We start from the raw sequence: 16,536 nt of genomic DNA, 5'->3' as shown, positions 1-16,536 counted from the left end.
CCCGTGAGTACCGCCCCCCTCGCCCGCGCCGCGCTGGCCGACTCCCCCGTCGTCGTCACCGTGGCGCCCAACGGCGCCTATAAACAGGCCGCCGACCATCCGGCCGTGCCGCTGACCGCGGCCGCCCTGGCGCGCGAGGCCCGCGCCTGCCTGGACGCGGGCGCCGCCATGATGCACATGCACGTGCGCAAGCCCGACGGCAGCCACCTGCTGGACGCGCAGGCCTACCGCGACGCGCTGGCCGCCGTGCGCGGCGCCGTGGGCGATGAATTGCTGGTGCAGGTGACCAGCGAGGCCGCCGGCGTCTACCGGGCGGCCGAGCAGATCGCCCTGGTGCGCGAGCTGCGGCCCGAGGCCGTTTCCATCGGGCTGCGCGAGATCGCCGTGCCGGACATTCCTGAAGCCGAACTGGCGGCCTTCCTGGCCTGGCTGGCCGAGCGCCGCATCATGACGCAGATCATCCTGTACGACGAAGGCGACGTGCGCCGCTGGCAGGCGCTGCGGCAGCGCGGGCTGGTGCCGCCCGGCGCGTGGTCGGTGCTGTTCGTGCTGGGCCGCTACAGCGCGGGCCAGACCTCGTCGGCCTACGACCTGCTGCCCTTCCTGGCCGCGTACGACCACTCCCTGCCCTGGGCCGTCTGCGCCTTCGGCCCCGAGGAAAACGCCTGCGTCGCGACGGCCGCGGCGTTCGGCGGCCACATGCGCGTCGGTTTCGAGAACAACCTGAAGCTGCGCGACGGCAGCCTCGCGCCCGGCAATGCGGCGCTGGTGCGGCAGGCGGCGCAAGGCGCGCAGGCCTTGGGACGGCCGCTGGCCACGGCGGCCGACGCCCGCCAAATCTACGGCGCGATCGGCTAGCGCGCCGCCCGCGGAAACCCTGCGGCGGCCGGCGGATTTTCCGTCCGGCCGCCGGTCATTCCGGCATCGTTATGTACTTGAATATATAGCGAAATATCCCGTATTTACGCCGTGCCGCAACATTGACGCCGATCAAACCCATCTGCTAAAAACTTCGACATCCGCACGTTAACGCAATGCCCCAACGTCGTAGCGAGGTGGTGTGTGCAAAACGAGTCTGATGGCTACACCAAGCCGCAGGAACTTCGGAGTTTCCTGTTCCTGACGGCAGTCATGGCCCCCGTCCTGTCGGTCATCATCGTGGCGGGCTACGGCTTCATCGTCTGGTTCTATCAGCTTTTCGCCGGCCCCCCGGGTAGCTGATACGAAGCGACGGAACCCCTTCCATGTCCGCCCTTCCCCATTCCGCGCCTTCCGTGGCGCCGCCAGAGCTGCATATCGCCAGCATGGTGGTGCACGCCACGCCGCGCCGCCTGCCCGACGTCCGCCAGGCGATCCTCGCGATCGCCGGAGCGGAAATCCATGGCGCTTCCGATACCGGGAAACTGGTGGTCACGCTGGAAGCCCCCTCCACCGACGACATGATGGCCCGGATCTCGGAGATCCAGCGCCTGGATGGCGTGCTGGCTTCGGCGCTGGTCTACCAGCACGCCGACACGCTGGAAGCGATGAACGAGGAGATTGACGATGGCATTGGCTCGTAGAGACTTCATCAAGCAATCCGCCGCCGCGGCGGCCGCCACCGTGGCCGGCATTCCCATCGTCGGCTACACGCAGAACATCGTCACCGAATCCGAGGCCGCCAAGCTGAAGTGGTCCAAGGCGCCCTGTAGGTTCTGCGGGACCGGCTGCGGCGTGAACGTCGCGGTGAAGGACAACCAGGTCGTGGCCACGCACGGCGATTTCAACGCCGAGGTGAACAAGGGGCTGAACTGCGTCAAGGGCTATTTCCTGTCCAAGATCATGTACGGCAACGACCGGCTGACCCAACCGCTTTTGCGCATGAAGGACGGCAAGTACGCCAAGGACGGCGAGTTCGCGCCGGTGTCCTGGGACCAGGCCTTCGACGTCATGGCCGAGCAGTTCAAGCGGGTGCTCAAGGACAAGGGCCCGGAAGCCGTGGGCATGTTCGGCTCGGGGCAATGGACGGTCTGGGAAGGCTACGCCGCGCTCAAGCTGATGAAGGCGGGCTTCCGGTCCAACAACCTGGACCCGAACGCGCGGCACTGTATGGCCTCGGCCGCGGTGGGCTTCATGCGCACCTTCGGCGCCGACGAGCCCATGGGCTGTTATGACGACATCGAGAACGCCGACGCCTTCGTGCTGTGGGGCTCGAACATGGCGGAGATGCACCCCATCCTCTGGACCCGCGTCACCGACCGCCGCCTGTCCGCGCCCAAGACCAAGGTGGCCGTGCTCTCCACGTTCGAGCACCGCTCGTACGAGCTGGCCGACCTGACCCTGACCTTCACCCCGCAGACCGACCTGGCGATCCTGAACTACATCGCCAACCACATCATCCAGACCAAGCGCGTGAACCGCGACTTCGTGGACAAGCACACGGTGTTCCACGAAGGCAACGCGGACATCGGCTACGGGCTGCGCCCCGACCATCCCTTGCAGAAGGCCGCCAAGAACGCCGACAAGGCCGGCGGCTCGCGTCCCATCACCTACGACGAATTCGCCAAGTTCGTCTCCAAGTACGACCTGGACTACACGTCCAAACTGAGCGGCGTGCCCAAGAAGCAGTTGCAGGACCTGGCCGAGCTTTACGCCGATCCGAAGGTGCGCGTCACGTCCTTCTGGACCATGGGCTTCAACCAGCACACGCGCGGCGTGTGGGCCAACAACATGGTCTACAACATCCACCTGCTGACGGGCAAGATCTCCACGCCGGGCAACAGCCCGTTCTCGCTGACGGGCCAGCCATCGGCCTGTGGCACCGCCCGCGAAGTGGGCACGTTCTCGCACCGGCTGCCGGCCGACCTGGTGGTGACCAATCCCAAGCACCGCGCCCACGCCGAAGAACTGTGGCAGTTGCCCGACGGCACCATCCCCGGCAAGGTGGGCGCGCACGCCGTGCTGCAGAACCGCATGCTCAAGGACGGCCAGATCAACGCCTACTGGGTGATGGTCAACAACAATATGCAGGCCGCCGCCAACCTGATGAACGAAGGCCTGCCCGGCTACCGCAACCCCGAGAACTTCATTGTGGTGTCGGACGCCTATCCCACGGTCACGACCATCTCCGCCGACCTGATCCTGCCGGCGGCGATGTGGGTCGAAAAGGAAGGCGCCTACGGCAACGCGGAACGCCGCACCCAGTTCTGGCACCAACTGGTCGACGCGCCCGGCCAGGCCCGCTCCGACCTGTGGCAGTTGATGGAATTCTCCAAGCGCTTCAAGGTCGAGGAAGTCTGGCCCGCCGACCTGCTGGCCAAGAAGCCCGAGTACCGCGACAAGACGCTGTTCGACGTGCTGTTCGCCAACGGCAAGGTCAACCGGTATCCGAACACCGAGCGCGACAAGGACTACGCCAACCAGGAATCCGACGCCTTCGGCTTTTATGCGCAGAAGGGGTTGTTCGAGGAATACGCCGAATTCGGCCGCGGCCATGGCCACGACCTGGCGCCCTTCGATACCTACCACGAGGTCCGCGGCCTGCGCTGGCCGGTGGTCAAGGGCAAGGAAACGCTGTGGCGCTACCGCGAGGGCAGCGACCCCTATGTGAAGCCGGGCACCGGCTTCGAGTTCTACGGCAACCCGGACGGCCGCGCCATCATCTACGCCCTGCCCTACGAGCCGCCCGCCGAATCGCCGGACAAGGAATATCCGTTCTGGCTGTCGACCGGGCGCGTGCTGGAGCACTGGCACTCCGGCTCCATGACGCGGCGCGTGCCGGAACTGTACAAAGCCTTCCCCAACGCGGTCTGTTTCATGCATCCGGACGACGCGCAGGAAATGGGCCTGCGGCGCGGCGTCGAGGTCGAAATCGTGTCGCGGCGCGGCAAGATGCGCACGCGCCTGGAAACGCGCGGACGCGACAAGCCGCCGCGCGGCCTGGTCTTCGTGCCCTGGTTCGACGCCGGCCAGTTGATCAACAAGGTCACGCTGGACGCCACCGACCCCATCTCGTTCCAGACCGACTTCAAGAAGTGCGCGGTCAAGATCGTCAAGGTCTGAAAGGCGAACCGGAGACAGCCATGAACCTACGCGCCCTCACCTTCGCCTTGTGCGCCGTCCTCGGTTCCGCCGCGTGGGCGGCGCCGCCGCTGGAAGTGGAAGACCCGATGCGCGGCCCCACGCCCGTGGCCGAGGAAACCGATCCGCCGCTCATCAGCCCGGTCGAAAACAAGGACATCAAGCGGATGCGCACGTATTCGATGCAGCCGCCCACCATCCCGCACAAGATCGACGGCTACCAGATCGACAAGAACTTCAACCGCTGCCTGGCCTGTCATGCGCGGGTCAACACCGAGGAAACCCAGGCGCCGCCGCTTAGCGTGACCCACTACATGGACCGCGACAGCAACGTGCTGGCGGAGGTATCGCCGCGCCGCTACTTCTGCGTGCAGTGCCACGTGCCCCAGGCCGAGGCCAAGCCGCTGGTGACCAACACCTACCAGGACATCGACGTGATCCTCAAGCGCCTGACCGCTCCGGCGTCCGACAAGAAGTAAGGCACCGGAGGCAGCCATGGTCGAACTCATCAAGCGCTACTGGAACATCATCCGCCGGCCCAGCGTGCACTTCAGCCTGGGCTTCCTCACGGTGGGCGGGTTCATCGGCGGCATCCTGTTCTGGGGCGCCTTCAACACCGCCATGGAGCTCACCAATACCGAGAAGTTCTGCACGGGCTGCCACGAGATGCGCGACAACGTGTACGCCGAACTGAAGGGCACCATCCACTTCACCAACCGCTCGGGCGTGCGGGCACTGTGCTCGGACTGCCACGTGCCGCACAACTGGACCGACAAGATCGCCCGCAAGATGCAGGCGTCCAAGGAAGTGTGGGGCAAGATCTTCGGCACCATCGACACGCGCGAAAAATTCGTGGACAAGCGCCTGGAGCTGGCCCAGCACGAATGGGCCCGTTTCAAGGCCAACGATTCGCTGGAATGCCGCAACTGCCACAATTACGACTACATGGACTTCACGCGCCAGAGCGTGCGCGCGCAGAACATGCATTCCACCTACCTGGCCGACAAGAGCAAGACCTGCATCGACTGCCACAAGGGCATCGCCCACAAGCTGCCCAACATACCGCCCGGCCAGACCTCGCTGGCGCCGGAACCGGCGGGAACCGGCAAAGAGGCCGCGCATGCGTCCCGCTGACGCGCCGCCGCCCGTCCTGTCCGCGCGCGGCCTCGTCAGCCGCCGCGGCGGCCAGCCGGCGCCGGTGGATTTCGAACTGCACGCCGGGCAACTGCTGCACGTGCGCGGCGCCAACGGCAGCGGCAAGACCAGCCTGCTGCGCATGCTGGCCGGCCTGCTGCGGCCGCTGTCGGGCAGCGTGCTCTGGCACGGCGCGGACGCGCGCCGCAACCCCTCGGAATACTTCGCCCGCATGGCGTTCCTGGCGCACGGCAACGGCCTGTGCGGCGAACTGAGCGCCGCCGAGAACCTGCGCTACGCCCTGCACGTGGCCGGCACGCCCCAGCCGCAAGCGCGCATCGCGGCAACGCTGCGCGACTGGCGCCTGGACCGCTGCGCCGATGTCCCGGCCCTGCGCCTGTCCCAGGGACAGGGCCGGCGGCTGGCGCTCGCGGCGGTCGTGCTGGGCGGCAAGCCCCTGTGGCTGCTGGACGAGCCCGACGCCGGGCTGGACGCCGTGAGCCTGGAGCAACTGCGCGCGGCGCTGGACGCCCACCTGGGCGCCGGCGGCGCCGCCGTGTTGGCGTCGCACCGCGAGCCGGGCACGGCCGCCGCCCACACCCAAACCCTGGACATGGATGACTACGCGGATGCTGGCTACGCTGTCGCAGTTGGCGTTGCGTGAAGTCCGGCTGGCCTGGAGACGGCCGGCGGACACGCTGGGCGCCACCCTGTTTTTTGTCGTGGCGGGCACGATGTTCCCGCTGGCGGTCGGGCCCGACCCGGCGCTGCTCGCCGCGATCGGGCCGGGCGTGCTGTGGGTCTGCGCCCTGCTGGGCGTCCTGCTGACCTTGAACCGCCCGTTCGCGCAGGACTACGACAACGGCGCGCTGGAGCAACTGCTGGTGTCGCCGCACCCGCTGCCGCTGCTGGTGGGCGCCAAGCTGGCGGCGCACTGGTTCAGCAGTTGCCTGCCGCTGATCCTGGCCAGCCCGGTGCTGGCGCTGCAATTCGGCCTGTCGCCGCAAGCCATCGGCATCCTCGCGCTGTCGCTGCTGCTGGGCACCCCCACGCTGGCGCTGGTGGGCGGGCTGGGCGCGGCGCTGACGCTGGGGCTGCGCGGCGGCGCCCTGCTGCCGCTGCTGGTGCTGCCCCTGTACGTGCCGGTCCTGATCTTCGGCGCGGGCGCGGTATCGGCCGCGCACGCGGGCATGGGCGCCGGGCCGCAGTTGTCGCTGCTGGGCGCGTGCCTGTGCCTGGCCATCCTGCTGTGCCCCTGGAGCGCCTCGGCGGCGCTGCGCGTGGCGCTGGACTGAGGACGCCATGCACAAGCACCCCGCCCTGGACTCCATCGCGCCCGCGGCTTCCGCGGCCGGCGCCGGCTGGCTGCGCTATGCCTCGCCCGCGCTGTTCTACCCCCTGGCCGGCCGGCTGATCCCGTGGCTGGCGCTGGCCGCCGCGCTGCTGGCCTGCGCGGGGCTGTACGTGGGGCTGGCCGTGGCGCCCACCGACAGCCAGCAGGGCGAGGTCTACCGCATTCTCTTCATCCACGTGGCGGCGGCCTGGATGTCGATGTTCCTGTACCTGGTCATGGCCCTGTACGCCGCGCTGGGGCTGGTCTTCCACACCCGCCTGTCGTTCATGATGATGCGGGCGCTGGCGCCCACCGGCGCGCTGTTCACGTTCCTGACGCTGTGGACCGGCGCGCTGTGGGGCAAGCCGACCTGGGGCGCGTGGTGGGTCTGGGACGCGCGGCTGACTTCGGAACTGATCCTGCTCTTCCTGTACCTGGGCTTCATGGCCTTGCAGGCCGCCACGGAAGATACGCAGCGGGCCGACCGCGGCGGCGCCATCCTGCTGCTGGCCGGCGTGATCAACGTGCCCATCATCTATTTCTCGGTGCGCTGGTGGAACACCCTGCACCAGGGCGCCTCCATCAACCTCACCGCCGCGCCCAGCATGGCGAACATCATGGTGGCGGCGATGCTGCTGATGGTGGCGGCGTTCTGGCTCTACAGCGCGGCGGCGGCGCTGGCGCGGGTGCGCGGCATCATCGCCGAGCGCGAGCCGGGCGCCGCGCGCGCGCGAACCCCGCGGGAGGCGCGATGAGCTGGGATGCGCTGTTCTCGATGCAGGGCCACGGTCCCTACCTGCTGGGCGCCTACGGGGTGACGCTGGCGCTGATCGGGCTGGAGTCCTTCGTACTGTGGCGGCGCGCCCGCGCCCGGCGGGCGGCGCAGGACCCGCGGCCCGGCGACGGCGCCGCCGGCCGGGCCGACGGAGCGCGGCCGTGAGCCCGCGCAAGCGCCGCGCGCTGGCCATCGCCGGCGGCCTGGGGCTGCTGGCCCTGGCCGCCGCGCTGGTGCTGAACGCGCTGCAATCCAACCTGGTGTTCTTCTTCAGCCCGACGCAGGTCATGGCCAAGGAAGCGCCCGGCAGCGGCAGCTTCCGCGTCGGCGGGCTGGTGGAGCAAGGATCGCTGCGCCGCGAGGCCGACGGGCTGACGCTGCGCTTCGTGGTGACGGACACGGCGCACACGGTGCCGGTGACGTACCAGGGCCTGCTGCCCGACCTGTTCCGCGAGGGCAAGGGCGTGGTGGTGGCGGGCAAGCTGGGGCCGGACGGCGTGTTCCGCGCGACCGAGGTGCTGGCCAAGCACGACGAGAACTACATGCCGCCGGAAGCCGCGGACGCGCTCAAGCGCGCCGGCGGCGCGCCCGCCAACGCCATGCGGGCGGAGGCGCGATGATTCCCGAGATCGGCCTGTTCAGCCTGATCCTGGCGCTGCTGGTGGCGCTGGCGCAAGGCATCCTGCCGCTGATCGGCGCGGCCACCGGCTGGCAGCCGGGCCTGCGGCTGGCGCGGCCCGCCGCCGTCGGGCAGTTCGGCCTGGCCACGGTGGCCTTCTTCTGCCTGGCCTGGTCGTTCGTGGACAACGATTTCTCGGTGCTCTACGTGGCGGCCAATTCGCATGCGGACCTGCCCGCCGCCTACCGGTTCGCCGCGGTCTGGGGCGGGCACGAAGGATCGCTGCTGCTGTGGCTGTACCTGCTGACCGCCTGGACCCTGGCCGTGGCGCTGTGCAGCCGGCGGCTGCCGCTGCCTTTCGTCGGCCGGGTGCTGGCGGTGATGGGCTGGATCAGCGTGGGCTTTCTGCTGTTCCTGCTGTTCCTGTCCAATCCCTTCGAACGCCTGATGCCGCCGGCCATGGCCGGGCGCGACCTGAATCCGCTGCTGCAGGACCCCGGCATGATCGTGCATCCGCCGATGCTGTACATGGGCTACGTGGGCTTTTCGGTGGCGTTCGCCTTCGCCATCGCCGCGCTGCTGTCGGGCGAACTGGACGCCATGTGGGCGCGCTGGGTACGCCCGTGGACGCTGGCCGCCTGGACTTTCCTGACCGTCGGCATCCTGCTGGGCAGCGCCTGGGCGTACTACGTGCTGGGCTGGGGCGGCTGGTGGTTCTGGGACCCGGTGGAGAACGCGTCGTTCATGCCCTGGCTGGCGGGCACCGCCCTGATCCATTCGCTGATCGTGACCGAGCGGCGCGGCGCGTTCCGAAGCTGGACGGTGCTGCTGGCCATCTGCGCGTTTTCGCTCAGCATCCTGGGAACCTTCCTGGTGCGCTCCGGCGTGCTGACCTCGGTGCACGCCTTCGCGGTGGACTCGGGGCGCGGGCTGTACATACTCGCCTTCATGACGGCGATCGTGGGCGGATCGCTGGCCCTGTACGCCTGGCGCGCGCCGACGGTGGGCCTGGGCGGCGGCTTCTCGCTGTTGTCGCGCGAATCGCTGCTGCTGTCCAACAACGTGGTGCTGACCGTGGCGGCGGGCTCGGTGCTGCTGGGCACGCTGTACCCGGTGGTGCTGGACGTGCTGGAATGGGGCAAGATTTCCATCGGCCCGCCCTACTTCGAAGCCGTGTTCGTGCCGCTGATGACGCCCGCCATCTTCCTGATGGGCGTGGGGCCGGCCGCTCGCTGGAAGCAGGCGGAACTGCCGGACCTGGGCCGCCGCCTGCGCGCCGCCTTCGCCGTCAGCGTGGCCACCGCCGTGCTGCTGCCGCTGGCCATGCCGGGCCCGGCGCGCCTGGGTTCGCCCATGGTCATCCTGGGGCTGTGGCTGGCGGCGTGGTCGGTCGCCAGCACCGCCGCCCATGCCTGGCAGCGCCTGACCGCCGGCGACGGCAACTGGCTGCGCCGCCTGGGCCGCCAGCCGCGCGCCTGGTACGGCATGCTGCTGGCGCACGCCGGAGTGGGCATCTTCATCGCGGGCGTCACGCTGGCCAACGGCTACGAGGTCAAGCAGGAACTGCGGCTGGAAGTCGGCGACACGCGCGAAGCCGGCGGCTACCGGTTCACCTTCGCCAGCGTGGGGCCGGCCGCCGGCCCCAACTACACCGCGCAGCGCGCCGTCTTCCCGGTCACGCGCGGCGGCAGGCCGGTGACCGTACTGTATCCGGAGAAACGCCTCTATACCGTGCAGGACATGGCGCTGAGCCAGGCGGACATCGACAGCGGTTTCACCCGCGACCTTTTCGTGGCGCTGGGCGAGCCGGTGGGCGGCAACGCCTGGACAGTGCGCCTGCAGGTCAAGCCCTTCATGACCTGGATCTGGTCGGGCTGCATCCTGATGGCGCTGGGCGGGCTGCTGGCGGCCGGCGACAAGCGCTATCGCCGCGCGCAGGACGCGCAGGCGCGGGCGCGCGAGGCGGTCGCGCCGCCTGCCGCGCGGCCGACGCGGGAGGGCGCCTGATGCTGCGCTACCTGCTGCCGCTGGCCGCCTTCCTGGCGATGGCCGTGTTTCTGGCGATGGGATTGTCGCGCGACCCGCGGGCGGTGCCGTCCGCCATGATCGACAAGCCGGCGCCCGCCATCGGCCTGCCCGTGCTGCTGGCGCCCGGCCAGAAACTGGAGGTGCAGGCGCTGCGCGGCCAGGTCTGGCTGCTGAACGTATGGGCGTCCTGGTGCGGGCCGTGCCGGGACGAACTGCCGGTGCTGCGCGACGTGTCGCGGCGCCACGGCGTTCCGCTGTACGGCCTGAACTACAAGGACAAACCGGAAGACGCCGCCGACTGGCTGGCGCGCAACGGCAATCCCTATATCGCCTCGGCCAGCGACACGGACGGCCGCGTCGGCATCGAGTACGGCGTCTACGGCGTGCCGGAAACCTTCTTGATCGACAAGGACGGCCGCATCCGCTACAAGCAACTGGGCCTGATCACGCCGGAAATCTGGCGCAGCCGCGTGCTGCCGGCCATCGAGGCGCTGCGATGAGGCGGCTGCCCTCCCTGCTTCCCGCCGCGGTCCTGGCGCTGGCCTTGCTGGGCCCGGCGTCCGCCCCGGCCCAGGCGCCCGCCGCGCCGGCCCTGTCCGCCGAGCAGGAGCAGCGCGCCGACAGGCTGGCGCACGGCCTGCGCTGCCTGGTGTGCCAGAACCAGACGCTGGCCGAATCCAACGCGCCGCTGGCCGAGGACATGCGCAACCTGATCCGCGGCCAGTTGGCCGAAGGCCGGACCGACGCGCAGATCATGCGCTTCTTCGAGGACAGGTATGGCGACTTCGTGCGCTACGACCCGCCCTTCAAGCCCATTACCTGGCTGTTGTGGCTGGGTCCGTTCGCCCTGCTGGCGCTGGGCTTCGCCGTGCTGCTGCGCACGGTCAAGCGCCGCGCCGGCGCACGCGCCCCGCTGACCGCCGACGAGCGCGAACGCGCCGCCCGCTACCTGGATACCGGCCCATGACCGCGCTCTGGCTCGCCGTACTGGCCCTGCTGCTGGCGACCCTGCTCTGCCTGATTCCGCCGCTGCTGCGCCGCGCGCCCGCCGCGGAGCCGGCCGCCGACGCCAACCTGCGCGCGTTCTACCTGGCGCAGCGCGAACAACTGCGGCGCGACCTGAAGGACGGCAGCCTCTCGGCCTCCGCCCGGGCGCGCGCCGAGGAAGAACTGCAGCGCGACCTGCTGCAGGACCTGGAACTGCGCCGCCCGCGCGCCGCGCCCTGGGCCGGGCAGCGGGCGGGCCTGGCGGCCGCCTGCCTGCTCAGCGTGCTGATCCCCGTGGCCGCGGTGCTGCTGTACGGCCAACTGGGCAATCCGCGCGCGGCGGCGGGCGCCGCCGCCATTCCCGTCGAACCGCATGCGGGAGCCCCGGACGGCTCGGGCGACGACATGGCGCTGGCCATCAACGCGCTGGCGCAGCGCCTGCGGGCCGAGCCCGACGACGCCGACGGCTGGTACATGCTGGCGCGGTCCTACGAAACCCTGGGGCGCTACACCGACGCGGTCGCCGCCTACCAGCAGGTGCTGCGCCTGGTGCCCGGGCAGGCCGCCGTGCTGGCCGACCTGGCCGACGCCCTGCTGTCCGCCAACCAGGGCGCGCCCGACGCCGCCTCCATCGCGGCGGTGGCGCAGGCCCTGGCCGCGCAGCCGGACCAGCCCAAGGCCCTGGCGCTGGCGGGCATGATGGCCCTGCGCCGGGGCGACGCGGCCGAGGCGCAGGCATACTGGGAACGTCTGCAGGCCCGGCTGCCGCCGGACTCGGAAGCGGCCCGGCAGATCCAGTCCAATATCGCCCAGGCGCGCGCGATGGCGGCCGGATCGCCGCCCGCGCGGGCCTCGGCGGCGCCCGCCGCGCGTATCAGCGGACGCGCCCGCATCGCCGACGCGCTGCGCGGCCAGGTCCAGCCCACCGACACGGTGTTCATCCTGGCGCGGCCGCAAGACGGTCCGCGCATGCCGCTGGCCATCCTGCGGATGCAGGCGGCCGACCTGCCGCGGGATTTCGTGTTGGACGACAGCAACGCCATGTCGCCCGACGCGCCGTTGTCCGGCGCCGGCAAGCTGCGGGTGGAGATCCGCGTCAGCCGTTCAGGCACGGCGGCCGCCCGGCCGGGAGACCTGGGCGGCGCGCTGTCCGGCATCGGCCTCCCGGCCGAGGGGCTGGACCTGGTCGCCGATACCGTCGTGCGCTAGTGTCCTGGGCGGAACGCGCGTGGCGGCGCGCCGCGTCAATCCTGGATTTTCAACGCCCTGCCCCAGGCGGCCAGCTTCTCGTCATAAGATGCCGCCGCATGGGCGGGGCTGGTCGACGGCAGGTCCAGGTATTCCAGGCGGACGGCAAGGCCGGGCAGGACATGCCGGCGGTAGAGCGCGGCGGCCTTGGCGCCATTGAAGCAAACCCGGACGATGGCGGGATGGCGGCTCAGGAATGCGGCGAAATCGTTGGTGACGAGGGTGTGGTTGCGGATGTCGGCGTCCAGGCTGCCGGGACGCTCGCAGGCTTGCAGGACGTCCCACAAGGCGACTCCCGATGCCTGCAGCGCTTGCAGCCGGCCCGCGTAGTCCAGGCCGGAATCGAAGCCGAAAACGCTGGCCGCGATGGGCCAGAAGGCATTGCGGGGATGGGCGTAATACCTGGCCTGCCTGAGCGAGGCCACCCCGGGCATGGACCCCAGCACCAGGACGCGCGCGCCGGGCGCCGCCACCGGGGCAAAGCCCTGGACCTGATCGTTTTGCCCCGCCTGGGCCGTGTCCGTGCCGATTTTCATCCCGCAAGGATACGCGAACCGGCGCCCCGTTCCCTTCCCGTCGGACTGTCCGATGAATGGAACAGTGCTTATCAATGGCAGGGGCTACCGCCAGCGGCCCCGCGCCCTTATCTTCATAGGTATGACGAACGGCCCCGCAGGGGCCGCGCAACAGGAAACATGACCATGAAGAAGATCCTCGGCCTGCACGCCAGCCCTCGCCCCCACTGGGTGGGCGACGGCTTTCCGGTGCGTTCGATGTTTTCCTATAACGACAAAGGCAGGAACACCAGCCCGTTCCTGCTGCTGGACTACGCCGGCCCGGCCCGATTCGAACCGGCCGAGCATCCGCGCGGCGTGGGGCAGCATCCGCACCGCGGCTTCGAAACCGTGACCATCGTCTACAGCGGCGAGGTCGAGCACCGCGACTCCACCGGCAACGGCGGCGTGATCGGGCCCGGCGACGTGCAATGGATGACGGCGGCCTCGGGCATCCTGCACGAGGAATTCCATTCCCCCGCCTTCACCCGCAAGGGCGGAGAGCTGGAAATGGTGCAGCTCTGGGTCAACCTGCCCGCCAAGGACAAGAAGGCCGCGCCGGGCTACCAGGGCATCCTCGATGCGCACATCCCGGCGGTGGCGCTGCCGGACGACGCGGGCACACTGCGCGTGATCGCGGGCAGCTACGCGGGCCAGGCCGGGCCGGCGCGCACCTTCACGCCCATGGACGTGTGGGACGTGAAGCTGGCCGCGGGCAAGTCGGCGGTCTTCCCGATCGCCGCGGGCCGCAACAGCATGCTGGTGGTGCTGCGCGGCACGGTGCTGGTCAACGGCGAGTCCGTCGCCCGCGACGCGCAACTGGCGCTGTTCTCGCAGGATGGCGAAGACATCACCGTCGAAGCCAACAACGACGCGATGTTCCTGGTGCTCAGCGGCGAGCCCATCGACGAGCCGGTGGTCGGCTACGGCCCGTTCGTGATGAACTCGCAGGCCGAGATCGTCGAAGCCATCCAGGACTTCAACGCCGGCCGCTACGGCAGGATGCACTGAAGCCGCGGGGCGGACGCCAGTCCCGCCCCGCTCATTTGACGGCGGCCAAGCCGTCCGCAGAAAACCGCGGCCCCGGCCGCGGTTTTCTGCATTCGGCGGATAGGCAATGCGGAAAACGGACAGGAACCCCCGCCCCGGTGAACTGACCCCCAGAAGTTGGACGGTCAGCTAAAGCCCGAAGGCCTGAGCTCGGTATTGCACCGGGCTCAGGCCTTTTAGCTTGAGCTTGATGCGGTCGTGATTGTAGTAATGGATGTACCGCCGGATGCCGGCCTGCAACTGCTCGACGCTCTCGAAGCGGTTCAGGTGGAAGAACTCAGCCTTGAGCGTGCCGAAGAAGCTTTCCATGGCGGCATTGTCCAGGCAGTTGCCCTTGCGTGACATGCTCTGCGTAATCGAACGTGCTTGCAGCATCCACCGGTAATGGGGTTGCTGGTATTGCCAACCCTGGTCGGAGTGCACAACAGGACGGTCCCCTGGCCTGAGTCGAGCCAACGCTTTCTTCAGCATGTTGCCCACAAGCTGGAACAGCGGCCGGCGGCTGGTCTCGTAGGCCACGATCTCGCCGTTGTACAGGTCCATGACCGGCGACAGGTACAGCTTCTCACCGTGTACATTGAACTCGGTCACGTCGGTGACCCACTTCTGGTTGGGCCTGTTGGCCTCGAACTGGCGTGCCAACAGGTTCGGCACCACGCGGCCTACCTCGCCTCGGTACGAACGATATTTCTTCGGGCGCACCAAGGACCTCAGCCCGAGCGTCTGCATCAGTTTTTGCACCGTCTTGTGGTTCACACACTGCCCCGTCTGGCGCAACACGGCTGTGATGCGCCGGTAGCCGTAGCGACCCTTGTGGCGTACGTAGACAGCACGGATCCTGTCTTTGATCTCGGCATGCTTGTCGGCAGCTTCAGCCACCTTGACCTGGTAGTAATACGTGCTGCGCGCCAGGCTGGCCGCCTTGAGTAAGGCTGCCAACGGATGTTGCTGCCTCAACCCAGTCACGACTTGCGCTTTTTCTGCGCAGCCGCACGCTTCTTTTCCTGGATCAAGGCATCGAGTTTTTTTAAGTACGCGACCTCGGCGCGCAACTCGATCAACTCCTGGTTCTGCCGGGCAATGATCTGCTTGTCGTCCAGATCGGTGAGGGGTACGTCGGGCTTGGTGGGCTTGGTGCTCATGGTCTTGGGACGACCCTTGCGAAGGGGCCGCAGTGCGTCGATACCTCCAGCATGATACTGGCGCGCCCATTTACCAATGTGAGCTGCGCAGCGAATGTCGAATGCTGTCGCCGTCTGGGCCTGGGACCAGTGCTCGCGCCACATCCGCTTGAGCACCTTCAGTTTGAACGCCGCGTCATAGCTTGTACCCTTGCCGCGCAGCGCTGCAATGCCGTGGGCTCGGTAACCGTTCACCCACCGCCTGACCGTTGCGTAATCAAGTCCATGACGGGCAGCAATCGACTTGCTGCCCCCTGAACCAGACAGATACTGCCTGACTACCTTGAGCTTGAAGCTCTCCTCGTACTTCGCCATGCAAAAACCCCCGAAGGTCGGATTTAGTCCAACTTTCGGGGGTCAGTTCACCGGGACGGGTTTTCCACCAGACCGCCGGACCCCGCGCAGCTTTACTATCGAAGCCTTCAAGGCCCCCTCGCGGGAGGCCGCCAGCCCGCCGCGTACGCCGGCGATCCGGGGCCGTGGCGGCGCGCCGCAAGGGAACGTGAACGCCCGCAAGGAATCCCCCGCCATGCTCAACCCGACGCCGCCCGCCACCAGCACGACCTGGCCGCCCGCCGGACCGCGCATCGAGTCGGTGCTGGGGTTGCCGGCGCAACAGTTGTTCGCGTCCGGCGACCTGGACGAAGCGCGTTCCATGGTGGGCCGGGTGATGCGGCCGCATCAACTGGGCGTGGTGGGCGCGATGCAGCGCCTGGACGCGCGCATGCACCACCAGCCGCTGGGCGAGGTCTCGCTGAACCGCCTGCGCTACGGCGCCAATGTCGACATCCGGCCCGGCCCGCTCGACGACTTCTACCTGGTGCAGATGCCGCTGTCGGGGTCGGCCCGCATCAGCAGCGGCGCCCAGTTGGTGGACTCGACCCCCGACGTCGCCTCGGTGGTCAGCCCGGACGACGACCTGGCCATGCGCTGGAGCGGCGACAACGACCAGTTCATGCTGCGCGTAAGCCGCTCGCTGCTGGAACGCGCCCTGGTCGGCCACCTGGGCTGCGCGCTGGACCGCCCCCTGCGCTTCCAGTTGGGGTTCCGCTGGCGCGAATGCCCCGCCTGGCGCTGCCTGATGAACTATCTGCTGGACTGTACGTCTCAGCACGCGGACCTGGCCGCGCACAAGCTCATCGTCCACCAGCTAGAGCAACTGGTCGCGGCCACCCTGCTGGCCGCCCACCCCCACAACTACACGGGCGTGCCGTCCGGCCGCCGCGGCGCGGTGCTGCCGCGCCACGTGCGCAGCGTCCAGGACTATCTGCAGGCGCACGCGCACGAACCCCTCAGCGCCGAACAGCTCGCGCGCATCGCCGGCGTCAGCGTGCGCAGCCTGTACGCGGGATTCAAGGAATTCCTCGGCGTCAGCCCCATGCACTACCTGCGCGACCTGCGCATGGAGCGCGCCCGCGCCGAGCTGCTGTCGGGAGACACCCACAACATCGCGGGCGTGGCCTTGCGCTGGGGTTTCGCGCACATGGGCCGGTTCAGCGCCGGCTACAAGGAGCGCTACGGCGAAAGCCCCAGCCAGAGCCTGCGCCGGCGCGGCTGAGGCGATCGGC

General features: G+C 69.0%; 19 protein-coding genes. 17 read left to right on the top strand and 2 right to left on the bottom strand.

Annotation, left to right across the window (positions count from 1 at the left end; genetic code table 11):
- Positions 1 to 3: 3 nt before the first annotated feature.
- The 15 genes from WHX56_RS16535 (at position 4) to ccmI (ending at position 12,144) form a co-directional block, all read left to right on the top strand.
- The gene (locus WHX56_RS16535) at positions 4 to 858 is read left to right on the top strand and encodes a 3-keto-5-aminohexanoate cleavage protein (protein WP_338878400.1); all 855 of its coding nucleotides are present in this window, start codon (positions 4 to 6) and stop codon (positions 856 to 858) included.
- Positions 859 to 1,062: 204 nt separating this feature from the next.
- Complete coding sequence (gene napE / locus WHX56_RS16530; protein ID WP_129244695.1) at positions 1,063 to 1,221, top strand: periplasmic nitrate reductase, NapE protein; 159 nt, start codon at positions 1,063 to 1,065, stop codon at positions 1,219 to 1,221.
- A gap of 23 nt (positions 1,222 to 1,244) precedes the next feature.
- Positions 1,245 to 1,562, top strand: coding sequence for a chaperone NapD (locus WHX56_RS16525; RefSeq protein ID WP_338878399.1), 318 nt, complete (start codon positions 1,245 to 1,247; stop codon positions 1,560 to 1,562).
- Positions 1,546 to 4,041: a periplasmic nitrate reductase subunit alpha gene (gene napA / locus WHX56_RS16520; protein ID WP_338878397.1), complete on the top strand. Its 2,496-nt coding sequence runs from the start codon at positions 1,546 to 1,548 to the stop codon at positions 4,039 to 4,041. Before WHX56_RS16525 ends, napA begins: the two co-directional genes overlap by 17 nt.
- A 20-nt stretch (positions 4,042 to 4,061) precedes the next feature.
- A complete protein-coding gene (locus WHX56_RS16515) occupies positions 4,062 to 4,538 on the top strand; it encodes a nitrate reductase cytochrome c-type subunit (RefSeq protein ID WP_129244689.1) in 477 nt (158 codons plus the stop codon).
- Between the two features lie 16 nt (positions 4,539 to 4,554).
- Entirely contained in the window at positions 4,555 to 5,193 is a 639-nt protein-coding gene (locus WHX56_RS16510; protein WP_287751535.1) for a cytochrome c3 family protein, read from the top strand.
- Positions 5,180 to 5,857, top strand: coding sequence for a heme ABC exporter ATP-binding protein CcmA (gene ccmA, locus WHX56_RS16505; protein ID WP_338878396.1), 678 nt, complete (start codon positions 5,180 to 5,182; stop codon positions 5,855 to 5,857). The genes WHX56_RS16510 and ccmA overlap by 14 nt, the downstream gene beginning before the upstream one ends.
- The gene (gene ccmB, locus WHX56_RS16500) at positions 5,823 to 6,488 is read left to right on the top strand and encodes a heme exporter protein CcmB (RefSeq protein ID WP_338878395.1); all 666 of its coding nucleotides are present in this window, start codon (positions 5,823 to 5,825) and stop codon (positions 6,486 to 6,488) included. Before ccmA ends, ccmB begins: the two co-directional genes overlap by 35 nt.
- A gap of 7 nt (positions 6,489 to 6,495) precedes the next feature.
- Entirely contained in the window at positions 6,496 to 7,281 is a 786-nt protein-coding gene (gene ccmC, locus WHX56_RS16495) for a heme ABC transporter permease CcmC (RefSeq protein ID WP_338878394.1), read from the top strand.
- On the top strand, positions 7,278 to 7,466 hold the full coding sequence (gene ccmD, locus WHX56_RS16490; RefSeq protein WP_338878393.1) for a heme exporter protein CcmD: 189 nt from the start codon (positions 7,278 to 7,280) through the stop codon (positions 7,464 to 7,466). The genes ccmC and ccmD overlap by 4 nt, the downstream gene beginning before the upstream one ends.
- On the top strand, positions 7,463 to 7,921 hold the full coding sequence (gene ccmE / locus WHX56_RS16485) for a cytochrome c maturation protein CcmE (RefSeq protein WP_338878392.1): 459 nt from the start codon (positions 7,463 to 7,465) through the stop codon (positions 7,919 to 7,921). Before ccmD ends, ccmE begins: the two co-directional genes overlap by 4 nt.
- Positions 7,918 to 9,927, top strand: coding sequence for a heme lyase CcmF/NrfE family subunit (locus WHX56_RS16480; protein WP_338878391.1), 2,010 nt, complete (start codon positions 7,918 to 7,920; stop codon positions 9,925 to 9,927). Before ccmE ends, WHX56_RS16480 begins: the two co-directional genes overlap by 4 nt.
- On the top strand, positions 9,927 to 10,448 hold the full coding sequence (locus WHX56_RS16475; RefSeq protein WP_338878390.1) for a DsbE family thiol:disulfide interchange protein: 522 nt from the start codon (positions 9,927 to 9,929) through the stop codon (positions 10,446 to 10,448). Before WHX56_RS16480 ends, WHX56_RS16475 begins: the two co-directional genes overlap by 1 nt.
- Positions 10,445 to 10,915 (top strand): cytochrome c-type biogenesis protein, encoded by a 471-nt coding sequence (locus WHX56_RS16470; protein ID WP_129246603.1) that lies wholly within the window; start codon positions 10,445 to 10,447, stop codon positions 10,913 to 10,915. Before WHX56_RS16475 ends, WHX56_RS16470 begins: the two co-directional genes overlap by 4 nt.
- Entirely contained in the window at positions 10,912 to 12,144 is a 1,233-nt protein-coding gene (ccmI, locus tag WHX56_RS16465) for a c-type cytochrome biogenesis protein CcmI (protein WP_338878389.1), read from the top strand. Before WHX56_RS16470 ends, ccmI begins: the two co-directional genes overlap by 4 nt.
- Before the next feature lie 35 nt (positions 12,145 to 12,179).
- Here ccmI and WHX56_RS16460 read toward each other — a convergent pair whose 3' ends face one another.
- Positions 12,180 to 12,719 carry a DNA-deoxyinosine glycosylase gene (locus WHX56_RS16460; protein ID WP_338878388.1) on the bottom strand — a complete coding sequence of 180 codons (540 nt, stop codon included), beginning with the start codon at positions 12,717 to 12,719 and terminating at the stop codon, positions 12,180 to 12,182.
- 165 nt (positions 12,720 to 12,884) lie between these two features.
- On the opposite strand from WHX56_RS16460, the gene WHX56_RS16455 reads away from it, so the two are divergent.
- On the top strand, positions 12,885 to 13,748 hold the full coding sequence (locus WHX56_RS16455; protein ID WP_338878387.1) for a pirin family protein: 864 nt from the start codon (positions 12,885 to 12,887) through the stop codon (positions 13,746 to 13,748).
- A gap of 168 nt (positions 13,749 to 13,916) precedes the next feature.
- Here WHX56_RS16455 and WHX56_RS16450 read toward each other — a convergent pair.
- A protein-coding gene (locus tag WHX56_RS16450; RefSeq protein ID WP_338878386.1) for an IS3 family transposase occupies positions 13,917 to 15,283 on the bottom strand; the annotation gives its coding sequence in 2 pieces (ribosomal slippage) (positions 13,917 to 14,809 and positions 14,809 to 15,283; 1,368 coding nt in all).
- Positions 15,284 to 15,497: 214 nt separating this feature from the next.
- Between WHX56_RS16450 and WHX56_RS16445 the strand changes: the two genes are divergently transcribed.
- The gene (locus tag WHX56_RS16445) at positions 15,498 to 16,526 is read left to right on the top strand and encodes an AraC family transcriptional regulator (protein ID WP_338881789.1); all 1,029 of its coding nucleotides are present in this window, start codon (positions 15,498 to 15,500) and stop codon (positions 16,524 to 16,526) included.
- The last annotated feature ends 10 nt before the right edge of the window (positions 16,527 to 16,536 follow it).

The organism is Achromobacter veterisilvae, from assembly GCF_037619525.1.
GTDB classification, from domain to species: domain Bacteria; phylum Pseudomonadota; class Gammaproteobacteria; order Burkholderiales; family Burkholderiaceae_B; genus Achromobacter; species Achromobacter veterisilvae.
This window is presented reverse-complemented; position numbering and strand designations above follow the sequence as displayed.